The organism is Corynebacterium sp., from assembly GCF_030532195.1.
In the GTDB taxonomy this organism is placed as follows: Bacteria; Actinomycetota; Actinomycetes; order Mycobacteriales; family Mycobacteriaceae; genus Corynebacterium.
On sequence record NZ_JAUNLP010000003.1, the window covers coordinates 218,821 to 232,511 of the forward strand.

12 protein-coding genes are annotated in these 13,691 nt (G+C 55.8%); 7 read left to right on the forward strand and 5 right to left on the reverse strand.

Features of this window, described 5'->3' with window-relative positions:
* Positions 1-52 precede the first annotated feature (52 nt).
* The 4 genes from Q4E11_RS05320 to Q4E11_RS05335 all read left to right on the forward strand — a co-directional run bounded on the left by Q4E11_RS05320 (position 53) and on the right by Q4E11_RS05335 (position 4,842).
* Positions 53-832 carry a DUF6474 family protein gene (locus Q4E11_RS05320; RefSeq protein ID WP_303164230.1) on the forward strand — a complete coding sequence of 260 codons (780 nt, stop codon included), beginning with the start codon at positions 53-55 and terminating at the stop codon, positions 830-832.
* A 130-nt stretch (positions 833-962) separates the two neighbouring features.
* The gene (locus Q4E11_RS05325; RefSeq protein ID WP_303164234.1) at positions 963-2,729 is read left to right on the forward strand and encodes an alkaline phosphatase; all 1,767 of its coding nucleotides are present in this window, start codon (positions 963-965) and stop codon (positions 2,727-2,729) included.
* Between the two features lie 287 nt (positions 2,730-3,016).
* A complete protein-coding gene (locus Q4E11_RS05330) occupies positions 3,017-3,370 on the forward strand; it encodes an Lsr2 family protein (RefSeq protein WP_303164237.1) in 354 nt (117 codons plus the stop codon).
* Positions 3,371-3,483: 113 nt separating this feature from the next.
* On the forward strand, positions 3,484-4,842 hold the full coding sequence (locus tag Q4E11_RS05335) for a YidC/Oxa1 family membrane protein insertase (protein WP_303164239.1): 1,359 nt from the start codon (positions 3,484-3,486) through the stop codon (positions 4,840-4,842).
* An 11-nt stretch (positions 4,843-4,853) separates the two neighbouring features.
* On the opposite strand, the gene Q4E11_RS05340 is transcribed toward Q4E11_RS05335, so the two are convergent.
* The 3 genes from Q4E11_RS05340 to Q4E11_RS05350 form a co-directional block, all read right to left on the reverse strand.
* The gene (locus Q4E11_RS05340) at positions 4,854-5,474 is read right to left on the reverse strand and encodes a TetR/AcrR family transcriptional regulator (protein ID WP_303164240.1); all 621 of its coding nucleotides are present in this window, start codon (positions 5,472-5,474) and stop codon (positions 4,854-4,856) included.
* A gap of 333 nt (positions 5,475-5,807) precedes the next feature.
* Positions 5,808-6,101, reverse strand: a complete 294-nt coding sequence (locus Q4E11_RS05345; protein ID WP_303164241.1) for a GlsB/YeaQ/YmgE family stress response membrane protein — start codon at positions 6,099-6,101, stop codon at positions 5,808-5,810.
* 348 nt (positions 6,102-6,449) lie between these two features.
* Positions 6,450-7,352 (reverse strand): universal stress protein, encoded by a 903-nt coding sequence (locus tag Q4E11_RS05350; protein WP_303164242.1) that lies wholly within the window; start codon positions 7,350-7,352, stop codon positions 6,450-6,452.
* Between the two features lie 285 nt (positions 7,353-7,637).
* On the opposite strand from Q4E11_RS05350, the gene Q4E11_RS05355 reads away from it, so the two are divergent.
* The 3 genes from Q4E11_RS05355 (at position 7,638) to Q4E11_RS05365 (ending at position 12,162) form a co-directional block, all read left to right on the forward strand.
* Complete coding sequence (locus tag Q4E11_RS05355) at positions 7,638-8,666, forward strand: pseudouridine synthase (RefSeq protein WP_303164244.1); 1,029 nt, start codon at positions 7,638-7,640, stop codon at positions 8,664-8,666.
* 109 nt (positions 8,667-8,775) lie between these two features.
* On the forward strand, positions 8,776-9,522 hold the full coding sequence (locus tag Q4E11_RS05360) for an ABC transporter ATP-binding protein (protein WP_303164245.1): 747 nt from the start codon (positions 8,776-8,778) through the stop codon (positions 9,520-9,522).
* Between the two features lie 18 nt (positions 9,523-9,540).
* Positions 9,541-12,162: an ABC transporter permease gene (locus Q4E11_RS05365; RefSeq protein WP_303164247.1), complete on the forward strand. Its 2,622-nt coding sequence runs from the start codon at positions 9,541-9,543 to the stop codon at positions 12,160-12,162.
* Between the two features lie 29 nt (positions 12,163-12,191).
* Here Q4E11_RS05365 and Q4E11_RS05370 read toward each other — a convergent pair whose 3' ends face one another.
* A complete protein-coding gene (locus Q4E11_RS05370) occupies positions 12,192-12,641 on the reverse strand; it encodes a DUF2871 domain-containing protein (RefSeq protein WP_303164248.1) in 450 nt (149 codons plus the stop codon).
* 79 nt (positions 12,642-12,720) lie between these two features.
* Positions 12,721-13,476 carry an SDR family oxidoreductase gene (locus Q4E11_RS05375; protein ID WP_303164249.1) on the reverse strand — a complete coding sequence of 252 codons (756 nt, stop codon included), beginning with the start codon at positions 13,474-13,476 and terminating at the stop codon, positions 12,721-12,723.
* Between the last annotated feature and the right edge of the window lie 215 nt (positions 13,477-13,691).

Genomic DNA, 13,691 nt, shown 5'->3' on the forward strand with positions numbered 1-13,691 from the left:
ACTTCCCCGTTCGCTGGAGGGACTATCTGCGAGCAATAAGGCGAAGGAAAAAATGAGCTTCTTGGGTGATATCCGTGAGCGTCGGCGCGAAACCGCCAAGCAGGTAAAGGCAGCCAAGGCGAAGGCCAAGGAAGAGGCTCGCCATGCGGCGAAGCTGAACCGCAAGGCGCAGAAGGCTGACGCAAAGGCCGCTAAGCGTGAGCAGAAGCATCAGCACAAGCTGGAAATGAAGGAAGCTGCTGGTCGCGTTCGTTCTGAGGAGAAGCTCAGCAAGAAGGAGCTCAAACTCGACAACCGCGCGATTAAGCGCGCGGAGAAGCTGCGTAAGGCTCAGGCCAAGGATGAGAAGAAGGCACTGAAGGCAAAGCAGCGCCACCAGACCAAGATGGCTGAGAAGATTCTGGAGCAGCAGCGCTCTGCGGGATTTACCAAGGACAAGGCAAAGTCCTGGATTGGTGGCGCCCGCCTGTTGGTTCCAGTGCTCGTTCCGTTGGCTTACCGTGCCATTACCGCAATTCAGAACCGTGAGCAGTCGTCCTCTGCGCATAAGTTCGGCGTTTCCGCAGATGATGCGGCACGTCACCAGGGGCACGGCGCCCCGCTACTGGCTCGCATTGAGGCCACTCGCGCTTCTCTGAAGTCTCTGAGCATTTCCAAGAAGCACGGCGTCGATGGCTTCATCAAGGACGCAAAGTCGCGCCTGGACATCATGACTGATGCTGTTTCGGCTGCGGAAAAGATGACTCCAGAGCAGCGTCGTCGTGCACACCACTCTGTCACCGCAGAGCTGGATGCACTGGATCGACAGATTATCTCTGAGCTGAACGGCTAGTTTGACTGTTCTTGGGGCAAGAGCATGGAGGCCCTATCCACGCTCTTGTCTACCCCCACAGTCACCCCCATTTTAAATTTCTTTGCGTTAGCGTTGGCGCGGTGGCGTTGCACATATTTCAATGTTGTCTATGCCCTCTTCAGATAATTCTCAGACTTCCGTGCCCGGTCTGACTGCCCAAGCGCCGCACAACGACGCAGCAGCAGACAAAAAGCCTTTTACTCCTTCTCGTCGTTCGGTTCTGCGTGCTGGTGCGACCGGTGTCGCTGCCGGCGCAATTGGTCTGGCGAATGCCCCTCATGCGGCGGCAACCCTGGACTTCCTGTCCCCGCCGCCCGCAACAGCTGAAGAACCAAGTGAGTTCCACGTATTCCAGCATGGCGTGGCATCGGGCGACCCGCTGCCGGACTCTGTGCTGATTTGGACCCGTGCTACCTCGCACCCTGGCGATACCGCCGGTGCAAACCAGGGCACCCCAGTTCCTCTGAAGTGGGAGGTCGCCACTGATGAGGCAATTACCAACATCGTCGCCTCTGGCGCACTGAATACCGATCCGGGTGCTGACAACACCGTCAAGATTGATGTCAAGGGCCTGGCTGCGGATTCTTATTACTACTACCGCTTTACCGTCACCGGCGGTAAGTACGCTGGCGAGGCATCGCCGGTTGGCCGCACCCGCACTGCACCGCCGGTCAACTCCTCCCCTGATCACCTGGGCATTGCGCTGACGTCCTGCGCTAACTGGGAAAGCGGTTTCTTCTCTGCCTACCGCGACATGGCGGAAAACGAGAAGATTGACATCATCATGTGTGTCGGTGACTACATCTACGAGTACGAAGCCGGCGGATACTCCGGCAAGGGCCCGGTGCGCGACCACAAGCCAGCGCACGAGATTGTCTCGCTTGCTGACTACCGCCTGCGTTACGCTACCTACCGCACCGACCCTGACCTGCAGGAAGCACACCGCGCAAAGCCATGGATTGTCACCTGGGATGACCACGAGGTCGCAAACAACGACTGGCGCCACGGCGCTGAAAACCACGATCCGGAGACCGAAGGTGACTACTACGCTCGCCGCGATGCCGCTATGCAGGCTTACCTGGAGTGGCTGCCGGTGCGCGCTGTTTCCCTTTCCGAGGGCGGCCACCTCTACCGCAGCTTCCGCTTCGGTGACCTGGTTGACCTCACCATGCTGGATCTGCGCACCTACCGCGACCAGGAACTGAAGTTCATTCGCGCTGGTCAGACCGATGATCCGAACCGCACCATGCTCGGCTCTGAGCAGTTCAACTACCTGCTGGGGCAGTGGCGCTCCTCCAGCGCACAGTGGCGTGTTGTCGGTAACTCCGTCATGTTCACCCCTGTCCTGGTTCCGCCGATGGACCCAGAGGCCACCCGCGCGGTTACCGAGCTGCTTGGCCTGCCGCAGGATGGCCTGCCGTACAACCTTGACCAGTGGGACGGTTACGCTGCTGAGCGCCGCAAACTGCTCGACATCATGGGCAACGAGGGCTTTGACAACATTGTCTTCCTCACCGGCGATATCCACAGCTCCTGGAGCACCAACGTGCCAAAGGTTCCAGGTCAGTATCCACGCTCCGGAATTGCAGCTATGGAAATTGTCTGTAGCTCGGTGAGCGCTCCAAATATCGACGACACCCTGATGCTTCCACAGGACAATCCGGTGTCGCTGGCCGCAACTGCTGCTCTGAAGGCTGCAAACCCATACGTCAATTACCTTGAGTTTGACCGCCACGGCTACGCCGCTGTCTACTTCGGCCGCGATGAGGTGATTGCCGACTACCGTCTGCTCGAGGTCAAGGAAAAGCCAAACCAGCCACTGTACACTGCCGCTGTTTACCGTGGTCAGCGCGGTAAGGGGATGACCAAGGCCTAAACCGCAGCCAGAGTTTTCTCCAGCTGTACAAAGACCCTGCATTTCCATGCAGGGTCTTTTTGCTATTTTACTGGGGCCAAATGTCTGTGGTGGAACCATCTTTTGGTTACTTATTTAATTCTTAAGAAATAAATAAATTAAGTCTTTCAGCCCGCTATTTATGGACATATTTCACAAAATGGACAATAATTCTCAATCTGTTTTATACTACGAGGGGAATCGTTATTGTACTTAAATAGATACCCACACCAACGCGAGTTCAGTACACGAACTAGACAGGAAATATCATGGCACGGCGTGAATTAATTCAGTATATCGACGACCTTGATGGCACCCCATTGGATTCTGCCGATCACCGCGTTGTTCGTTTTTCTTTCCGTGGAAAGAACTACATTCTGGACCTGTCTCAGGACAACGCCGAGAAATTCGAGCAGGTGTTGGAACCGTACATTGCCAAGGCGACCATTGACCACGGCACGGTAGTCGCTCCGCGTAAGCGCACAGCGGCAAATCCGAACGCTGCGGAAGCCCGCGAGCGCAACCGCAAGATTCGCCAGTGGGCTCGTGAAAACGGTCTGGATGTCGCAGATCGCGGTGCGCTGCCCAAGTCGATTATTGAACAGTACGAGAGCGCGAATTAACCAATTCGACCTCGGTGTGGCTCAGTTCGACTGAGGCCACTAGAATCAGGTCCTAAAGTTGGTGGCGTCAATAGACGTTCATATCTGATTCGCAGCATGGAGGGGACAAGCCCGTGGTTATTTTCGAACCATTTGTCTGGCTTGTCTCCTTTGTTTTGAAGATTTGGCATCTACTACTCGCCTCTGTGCTGCGCCTACCACCGTCCCTGTCCTGGACGCTGTCGCTCTTCCTGCTAGTGGTCACCGTACGAAGTGCCCTGGCGTTCCTTGCTTTTAATCAATTCGTCTCAGCACGAAAACAAGCAAACTTGCGTCCGCGTCTCTTTATGGTCAGAGAGCACTATCGTCGCAGTATCGACCCCGAAGCACCTCAGTACGCCAGTTTCACTAGTCAGGAGCTGCGTAAGGCAGAGGGACTTAAGACCTCCGCGATGCTGGCACCCCTTTTTGTCCAGGTCCCCGTGATTATGGGTCTTGTTCGGTTGGTGCGAAAAATTGCCAGCGCGTCCAATGGCCCAGGCCAACCGGCTACCCATGGTGTCGGCTTCATTTCCCAAGACGAGGTCTCAGAATTCCTGAACGCGACGTTCTTAGGCCAGCCACTGCCGGCATATCTTCGAATGCCACGCGAACAGCTAGCAGCAATGGGCGGCGACTATGACTCACTGCGGACTTTCTGTCTCATTGGCATCACTGCAGCGGCCTTTTTCACCTGTTTTAACTTGGTGATTTCCAGGCGCCGATTGCGCCGCACGTTGGACTATTCCAACGACATCAGCGTATTCATGAACAAATTCATGCTGGCGATGATTTTCTACAGTCCGCTGATTATTTTATTCGCCGGCTTCTTCGGCCCCACGCCAGTAGCGCTTATCACTTACTGGGTAGCCAATAACTTTTGGACACTGACTCAGAATATTATTCTGACTCGCTATGTGGAGAAGGAGTACCCACTTTCGAAGGACTTTCATACTCTCCAGGATCACCAAAAAGCGGAATTTGAAACAGAAAAGAATGAAACTAAAAGTCTGAAAAAGGCCAAGCGCATGCGCAGGCTCAAAACGGTAGTTATGCCGTGGAAGGCCAAGCAGTTTAAGGCCGAATATGACGCCTTTGAAGCTGAAACGCTACAACGTCGTAAAGCAAAGGCGGACGAGGAATATGCGCAGGCGTTGAAGATTGCGCAGGTTCGCTACGCAGTAACTCAGATGCGCCCGGGAGCTCAGGATCATCTTCCTTCTCTGTCCAAGGGCGTCGCTATCTCTTCGGGTATAGTACCGCCATTGCCGGAGGCAACTAAAGCTCGAGAGGCGAAGATTAAGAAGGCCGAAAAGGCCGCTAAGGCGCAAAAGCGTCCTAAGCCGGTACTCATTGCCCAGCACTTGGCAAAATCGGCTGGCAAGGGCGCGAAAAACCAATTTAAAAAGGTCACCGGAAGTCAAGAGTCACAGTGGAAGCGATTCCGGGACTAACTGCGGAGAATTTATGTGACCAAATCGCGGGCGAGGTCACGGGCCATCTGCAGCGGAGTGAGATCCTTCGACATCTTTGCACCTGCAAGTCCGCCATCCAGATACAACATCAGCATATTGGCGTGAGCTGACGGCATAGTACAGCCGTTTTCTGTCAGCAGCGTATGCAGCTGCTGCCACACCCACGCACGATGATCCTCAGCGGCTTGGCGAATTTCCTGCTCAGACTCAGTCTCTGGCCGTGGGTACTCACTAGCGGCGTTTTGAAAGTGGGAACCACGGAAATCAATCGCGGGCTGCTCGGCAATACACTGATCAAAAAACGCGAGAATCTTCTCTGCTGGTGTATCCAGGCTGGCGACACGCTGTTCCCAAGCCTCCCGCCACTTTGCATCCAAGTCCTTGAGATAAGCGATAACTAGCTTGTCCTTGGAACCAAAGAGCGAGTACAGACTTGCCTTCGCCACGTCTGCTTCACGCAGAATGCGATCAATACCGACAACGCGAATGCCCTCAGTTGTAAACAGTGAAGTTGCTGAGGCTAAGAGGCGCTCCCGGGGGCTAGGCCGGTTACGGCGGCGAGAGGAAGCACGGCCGCCTTTTGCGCCCTTGCTCGATGTCGCTTCTGCCACGGCAGTACCTCGTGTCCTTCCAAAATCACTCCCGCTGTTAATCCTTTCAGCAACAGTAGTTACTGCAAAGGTTAAGCAGGACATTAACGTTACGGTTGTCATTGTAGGCATTTCCGACATCGCGGTTTTAGTAAAGAACAAACCAGTCGGTATTTAGCCTTCTGAATATAGCTTAGCGCGGTGTGCGAACCGCTCCCAACAGACCATTGCCAGCGCCGCTAAAACGCGAAAAATCCGCTTGGGAACTAGCGAAGTCCCAAGCGGATTAACGGGATTGAGTTAGGTGTTTTCGCTCTGCATGAAACTGCCAGTGTGCAGGCTACTTACTGCTCCCTAGCGGCGCTTCTGAATAAGACCGACAATCCACAGCAGAATCACCGCGCCAAGCAGACAGGTGAGGAAGCTGAAGAAGTAGCCGCCGCCGACGACATCAACGCCGAAGAGGGTGAGCAGCCAGCCACCCAGGAAACCACCGACAACACCGACGATGATGTTCAGGGTGACACCCATCGAGTCATCAGTATTCATAATCTTCGAGCCAATCCAGCCAGCAAGACCACCGATGATAATCCAACCAAAGAAGCCCAAAGCCGGGGCTGAAGATGCAGCAAGCAGAATCTCGTTCATGATTGACATTCCTTTCCCTAAAAACTTCTTTCGCCTTCAACTATAGGCGCGACCGAACAATTAGGTAACCCAGAAAGCCGAAAATCACAAAGAAAATGTGGATAAATCAGCGAACGTTACGATGTAGTAACAAGACGAAACTGCGCCGTTAACAATAAAAAGATACCCACATTTCATGCCTTTACATGCATTTATGCAGCACAGTACGAATAACCGGATATTCCTCAAAAACACCGAAGTCGCCTCTCACATACCGGTGAGAGGCGACTTGGCTCTACTTATAAATATTCGGTAACAGTTGGCGAATTCGCGCTGAATTACCGGATATCACCGCATAGCGACGCGACTTTACTTGTCCGAGCTCTCCGGACGGACAACCATCATCGGGCAAGCGGCGGCCTGCAGCAGTGCACGCGAGGTGGAACCGAGCAACATGCCCTTAAATCCACCGCGGCCATGGCTACCGACAACCAGCAGCTGTGCACCCTCGGATGCATCTGCCAGTGCGCGAACCGGACGGTCACGAGTGACAACCTTCTTCACTGGTACATCCGGGTACTTCTCCGTGTACTTCTCCAGGCGGTGGCCGAGCAGAGCCTTCTGCTCTTCCTCAACAACCTGCCACTGGCTCTGAGCTGCCGAAAGACCAGCCAGCGAAGCCTGCACCTGCATATCCATCCAGGTGTGGACAGCGATGAGCTCTGCACCGCGAGCATCTGCCTCACGGAATGCGTATTCGGTTGCCTTCTCCGAGATATCGGAGCCGTCAACACCAACCACGACCGGGCCGTACTTGGTGTCCTCAGTCACCAAGTTATCCTCGCGAACAACCACGACCGGGCACGAAGCGTGCGACACAACTGCGGCGGAAACCGAGCCCATGACCATGCCAGACAGACCGCCGAGACCACGGGAGCCCATGACCACCATCGTGGCCTGCTCAGAAAGATCGAGCAGCATATCAATCGGGCTGCCCTCTTCAATCTGGTGGCTCACATCAACCGACGGCGCGAAGTCGAGGGCAATCTTCTTGGCCTCATTAATCTTCTCCAGCGTCTCGGCCTCGAGATCGTCGTAAAGCTCCTGCGGCGGAACCATGCCCTCTGCGTAGAGGAACTGTGGCATGGAGTAACTGCTGACCAGGCGGAGCGGCTCATTGCGCTTGACTGCGGTATTAGCAGCCCACTTAACGGCGGTCTTCGAAGCTTCTGAGCCGTCGACCGCACAGACGATGATGTTCTGCCTTGCCATTGATTGCCTCCTTATGTGACTTTCACCTCCACTCTACCCCCAACGTGTTGAGACCAACAGGTGAAAATGAATCATCTAAGCCCCCATCAGGGGCAGTGGGCGGGGGCACTTCACGCTAGCGTCGCTGAGCACCCGCTGGTCACCCACTCAACTCCTGCACACCACCCCAGCCACCGTCCGCTCGCCAACTGCTCACCAGCGACCGCCCACATCCTTTAGAGCAGGGAAATGTGCAGCTCATATCGTCGAGCTAGCCAATCCGGGGCACCTGTTAAAGTCAGCCGTATGCGTCGCATGCCACTGCCCATTCGCGATGGGCTCAATCCCTCCCGCATCGCTGCTCCCGGGCGTCGCGGTGATGCTCCCACCCGTGCGTGGGATCTGCTCACCGGCGCAATCGAGGGGCAGACTCATCGCCATCCGGATGATAATGAAAAGGCAATTGCACGTCGTTTTGCCGAGGGGTTGGTCGTCCGCGCCAATTCAGAGCCCTACTGCCCGGATGACATGTTAAAGCCCGGCGCGGAGATGTGGTTTTACCGCACTCCGGCTCCGGAGCGCACAATCGCGGGGCCAATGCCGGTCGTTTTTCAGGATGAAAACCTTGTGGTCGTCGACAAGCCTTCTTTTCTGGCGACGATGCCGCGCGGGCGTCATATTACGGAGACGGCGGTGGTGCGCTTGCGGCGTGAGCTGGGAAATCCTGATTTGGTTCCCGCGCATCGGCTCGATCGGCTGACGTCGGGGCTGCTGATTTTTACTGCCCGGCGCGAGGTACGTGGTGCCTATCAGGGGCTTTTTGCCTCGGATAAAGTCACTAAGCGCTATCACGCGTTGACGTCACCGGCACCACTGTCTGACGCTGAGGCCTCGCACGTGCCGGAGACACCGCTGCACATTCGCACACGCCAAAACAAAATTGCTGGTCAGATGCAGGCTTTCACTATCTCCGGGGAGCCGAACGCCCACACGGTTGTGGAAGACATTTCGCTTGTCGACGTACCTTCGGATGCCGACGGGCTTGCGGGAAACTGCGACCGCGTCGCTCTGTGGCAGCTCCGCCCTATTACCGGGCGCACGCATCAGCTGCGGCTGCACTTGAGCGAGCTGGGCTTTCCTATCCTGGGTGACCAGTACTATCCGGAGATTTTGCCGCTGGAGGCTGAGGATTCCTCCGCGCCACTGCACTTGGTCTGTGTGGAAATGAGTTTTACCGATCCGCTATCCGGCGAGGTTCGTACATTCCACTCTCAGCGCAGTGTCTTCAATCCGCTATCTCTGCCACAATCAAGTCCGTCGGCAGCTGCACCGTAGGGTGTGGCTCTGGTGTGCGCTATCTGGTTTGCGCCATCGAATCCGCTCTTAAATTTCCGCTTTCGATTCCACCACCGCTTAAAAACTTTAGAAACGAGATTTCTCAGTTATGTCTGATTCCTCCGCTCCACACGCAGCCGCTTACGCCAAAGGCCTGACTAAGACCTACGGCATCGGCGATGCTGCTGTTACCGCATTGGACCACGTTGATATTTCTTTTGCCGCGGGTGAGTTCACTGCAATCATGGGCCCATCCGGCTCGGGAAAATCGACATTGATGCACTGCATGGCCGGCTTGGACTCCGCGACGTCGGGAAGCGCGTACATCGGCGAGACGGAGCTGTCGAAGCTGTCGGACAAGGAGATTACGGCGCTTAGGCGAGATCGCCTGGGATTTGTGTTCCAGTCGTTTAATTTAGTGCCCACGCTGACGGCGGCGGAGAACATCACGCTGCCCATTAATATCGCTGGTCGCGAGGTGGATAAGGAGTGGTTCGACGAGATTACGACGCGCCTGGGGCTGGAAAAGCGCCTGTCGCACCGCCCCACAGAGCTGTCGGGCGGTCAGCAGCAACGTGTTGCCTGTGCTCGGGCGATTGTCAGCCGGCCGGAAATCATCTTCGGTGATGAGCCAACCGGCAACTTGGACTCGAACTCCTCACGCGAAGTGCTGGAGATTCTGCGCTCTGCAGTCGATGACATTGGTCAGACCGTGGTAATCGTGACACACGATGCCACAGCGGCTTCCTACGCGGACCGCGTGGTGTTTTTAGCTGATGGCCGCGTTGTTGATGAGCTGCGGGATCCCACTCCGGCGGAAATTCTGGCGCGTATGGCCGATATCGAGAATCTCTAGGGTAGGCGGGGTTTTCCCATGGCATCATCATCTTCCACTCTGAGCCGCGTCGCCTGGCGCAATATCGCTGCGCACAAGCTGCGCTTGGCGTTGACGATTCTTTCGGTTGTGCTCGGCACTGCTTTTATCACCGGCGCGTTCGTCTTTACCTCATCGCTGGATAAAGCCTTTAAGGGCGCTCTGACCACGGCGTATGACGGCATTGACGTGGTGGTGAGCGCACCAGCGGATAATCCGGGCGCGCTGACCCGCGATGTCGAGCAGCAATTGGCGGACTTCCCCGGCGTGCGCGCTGTCAATATCGGTGAGCCCACCAGTGGCATCACTGCCACGGGCTCCGACGGCAAGCCGATTCAGACCAATGGTTCGCCCTCTATGGGTCTTCCCTACTACCCCACCGATCAGGCGGTGAGTAATAAAGTCACTATCACCGAGGGCCACGAGCCACGGCAGCCAGGCGAAGTGGTGATTAATAAAACCACTGCTGAACAGGGTGATTTAAAGGTTGGCGATGACATCAAGGTGGTCTCTCGCCTTGAGCAGGCCAGTGTCGAAGTCGTCGGCATCGCTGACACCTCGGTCGATGAGACCGGCTGGCTGGCGGTCTTCTTCAACACCGACCAATGGCGCCAGCTCTACACCGAAGACGGTGTGGTCGACCAAGTCACCATCGCTGCCGATTCCACGACGAATCCCGCAGCACTGACCTCCAAGATGGCGGACGCTTTCCCCACGCTAAAGGTAGAGGCAGGCACCACGCTGGCTGAGAAAGCCTCCGAGTCCATCTCCTCCGCGCTGAACTTCGTCAACTACTTCTTGGTTGCATTCGGTCTTATCGGTCTTCTCGTTGGCATCTTCATCATTTCCAACACCTTCACGATGCTGGTCACGCAGCGCACCAAGGAGTTTGCACTCCTGCGCGCGCTCGGCGCTTCACGACGGCAGCTCACTGCGTCCGTGCTCTTTGAAGCTTTCCTCGTTGGCCTCGTTGGTTCCATCATCGGTGTTCTTGTTGGCTTCGCCCTGAGTGAGGGACTGTTTGTGGCCATGGATGCCTTTGGCATTTCCATGCCTGGCGGTGGCCTGACGGTCACGGCCTCCGCAGTTGTCGTGCCACTCATCGTTGGCGTGGTAATCACCATGATTGCTGCCTGGGCGCCGGCTGCCCGTGCGGGCGCTGTTCCACCGGTTGAGGCCATGCGCTCGGGAGACCAAACTGCCGACAGCAGCCTTGCCGGTCGTACCTGGGTTGGTGCCATCGCCGCATCTGCTGCTTTGTGCATCATTATGTTTGCCCTGCAGTGGAATGCGGAGACTAGCTCCCGCGCCATCTGCATTGGTATCGGCGCAGTTTTAGCTATTGCCGCTGTGTGGTTGGTCGGTCCTGCGCTGTCCATCCCGCTTCTCGGGGGCTTTGGTCGCGTTTTGGGTGCTCCTTTTGGGACCGTCGGCAAGCTGGCGGCGACCAACTCGCGCCGTAATCCGCGCCGAACGGCGACGACCTCGTTTGCGTTGACGCTGGGGCTGGCGTTGGTAACGACGATTGGCATGTTCGGTGTGTCGATGAAGGCGGCTGTCGATGAGTGGTCGGAGACCAACCTGACGGCTGATTTTGTGCTCTCGCCGCCTATGGGTGCGCACGCTTCGCTGCCTAAGGAGGTCGAAGGCGCGGCGGCCAAGGTCGACGGCGTGACGGAGACCGCGACGCTGTCGATTGGCTCACTTCTGGTGGCCTCTCCGGAAGAAGCAGCGGCGATGATGCAGGCTGGCACCGAGGAGGGCAGTTTTGGCCCGGGTTCGGGCAATGCGACATTCTTAAATGGTGATGTCGGCACGTGGTACGGCACTCATGCAACTGCCGGTTCGTTGGATTTGTCCGCGCCTGATGCAGGTGCGGTTGTCAGCGAGTCGACAGCGAATAAAAAGGGCTGGCAGCTCGGCCAGGAATTGACCATGTTTGGCAAGGGCGGTACGTGGGAAATCCCCATTACCGGCATCTTCGCGGACACTAAAGACCCAAGCCAGGCAATTGTCGTCTCTGCCGATACGGCACGGGAAAAGGTTGGTCCTGGCCAACTATTCCCGCTTCAGGTCTATGTACACGTCGCCAGCGATATCGCAGATGACGAAAAGGCGATGGAAGACATTCAGACAAAGCTTAGCGATGCCGTTTCGGACTATCTCCTGGTGCAGGTAATGACTGCTGAGGAATTTGCCGGGGTGGCGAATGCCTCCATCGACGTGATGTTGGGCATTGTCTACGCGTTGCTCGCGCTGGCAGTTGTGATCTCAATTCTGGGAATTATCAATACTGTTGCGCTCTCAGTGGTGGAGCGCCGCCAGGAGATCGGTATGCTCCGCGCCGTCGGCATGCAGCGATCTGGAATTCGCCGCATGATTCGGCTGGAATCGGTGCAGATTTCTATCTTCGGTGCCGTGCTGGGCGTGGGCTTGGGTCTGGGGCTCGGTTGGGCGCTGCTGACTGTGTTGAAGGATGAGGGGCTTACCACCATCGCAGCGCCCTGGAATCAGATTGTGGCGATGTTGGTCGGTTCCGCAATCATTGGTGTTATTGCTGCCCTGGGGCCTGGCCAGAAGGCGGCGAAAACACCGCCGCTGGCTGCAATCGCCGACGAATAATTTCGCTCGCCCCCCTTTAGCCCGCGTTATCAGCTTATCGCTGTGGCGCGGGCCTTGCGCTGTTCGCGCTCTACTCGCTTGAGCCCCTTATTCAGCAGCATGAAGAACCACACAAAGCTGACTGTCAGGATAATGTGGCCGAGACCAGCCAGCCCGGAATACATCGCACCCCATGCCTCTGGTCCTGCAATAACGTGTGTCATGCCGTTGGCGACCATGAATCCGGTGGTCCACACCAGGCCAACATTGTGGAGGATAAACCAACCGTCAAAGCCCTTGAACTCGGAAATGCCAAATGCCTTATCCAAACCCAGAACGATGAGGAAAAAGAACGTGCCGAGTACAAGGAAGTGAGTATGCAGCGTATTCAGCTGCGTCTGCCCGGTGAAATCCATTGCACGAGTAAATTCGCGATAGAAAACGCCGGCGAACAATCCAAGACCGAGGTAGACCGCTGCTGCGGTGAATGACTTACGCATATTTCGTAGCCTAGTCAAGCTCCCGAATAATCCCCTACTTGCCCTTCCCCCTGGGCTTAATCGAAAGTTGGAGACTATTCTATTTCGCCAAACTCGACATTCGTGCCACAAGTCGCGTCGGCAATAATTTAAACAGCCAACTGACCACCGAATACACTCCCGGCGTCACAATTGCCTGTCCACGGTCCGCCGCCCGCAGCGATCGCCAAACCAGGTAGTCGACGCTCTGATACAGCATCAGCTTTAACTTCCACGAACCCGTTCGCTTTACGACGTCCACGAGAGCCGAAGTTTGCACTTTTCCCGGCAGCACAATCGTGACCGACACACCACGTGACCGCAGCTCATTGCGCAGACTTAAGCCCCAGTGACGAATAAAAGCCTTGGTAGAGGTATATACAGCCAAGCCGGGTGTCGGCACATCTGCAGAAATAGAAGAGACAAGCACAATACGGCTGCCCCGCTGCATTAACGGTGCGATGGCATAGACAGCGGCTAAAGTTCCGCGGATATTTGTCTGAACCATTTGATCAACTTCCTCAAAGGGTTGATCGAGAACGGTTCCAGCAATTGCTGTTGCAGCGTTAGCGATGAGATAAACAACATTGACGTCGGACTGCACTACCATTGCTTTCAGCTCGCTATAGAAGCACGCATCAGACTGGTCTAGTTGGAAATACCTTATCCGGACTGATCCACAATTATTAAAAATCTCATCATTTCCTGTCCGAGAAATGCACCAAATCTCGTCAAGGTCAGGATGCGAATTGGCAAGCTTCACAGCGAATGTTTTCCCAATTCCTCGAGAAGCACCTGTGACGATTCCAATACGCATGACTCTAAATGTAACAGGGCCTAAGGCGCAGCTAGCAATACCCGATCACCGGATGGGAAAGTCTCACATAGAAACCGTATAGCAGATTTGAAGCTTAAATGGGTATAAAAAAGTGTGGGGTGTTCCAGGACCACAACCCGAAACACCCCACACACAAGAAAAGTTTTATGATGCCGGCGGCGACCTACTCTCCCACACCCTCCCGAGTGCAGTAC

What these genes read in the sequence shown, in the direction of transcription:
- Q4E11_RS05350 (WP_303164242.1), bottom strand. Translation starts at nt 7,352, where the DNA reads ATGGCAAGGCAGAACATCATCGTCTGTGCGGTCGACGGCTCAGAAGCT.
- Q4E11_RS05355 (WP_303164244.1), top strand. Translation starts at nt 7,638, where the DNA reads ATGCGTCGCATGCCACTGCCCATTCGCGATGGGCTCAATCCCTCCCGC.
- Q4E11_RS05375 (WP_303164249.1), bottom strand. Translation starts at nt 13,476, where the DNA reads ATGCGTATTGGAATCGTCACAGGTGCTTCTCGAGGAATTGGGAAAACA.
- Q4E11_RS05360 (WP_303164245.1), top strand. Translation starts at nt 8,776, where the DNA reads ATGTCTGATTCCTCCGCTCCACACGCAGCCGCTTACGCCAAAGGCCTG.
- Q4E11_RS05365 (WP_303164247.1), top strand. Translation starts at nt 9,541, where the DNA reads ATGGCATCATCATCTTCCACTCTGAGCCGCGTCGCCTGGCGCAATATC.
- Q4E11_RS05330 (WP_303164237.1), top strand. Translation starts at nt 3,017, where the DNA reads ATGGCACGGCGTGAATTAATTCAGTATATCGACGACCTTGATGGCACC.
- Q4E11_RS05370 (WP_303164248.1), bottom strand. Translation starts at nt 12,641, where the DNA reads ATGCGTAAGTCATTCACCGCAGCAGCGGTCTACCTCGGTCTTGGATTG.
- Q4E11_RS05320 (WP_303164230.1), top strand. Translation starts at nt 53, where the DNA reads ATGAGCTTCTTGGGTGATATCCGTGAGCGTCGGCGCGAAACCGCCAAG.
- Q4E11_RS05325 (WP_303164234.1), top strand. Translation starts at nt 963, where the DNA reads ATGCCCTCTTCAGATAATTCTCAGACTTCCGTGCCCGGTCTGACTGCC.
- Q4E11_RS05345 (WP_303164241.1), bottom strand. Translation starts at nt 6,101, where the DNA reads ATGAACGAGATTCTGCTTGCTGCATCTTCAGCCCCGGCTTTGGGCTTC.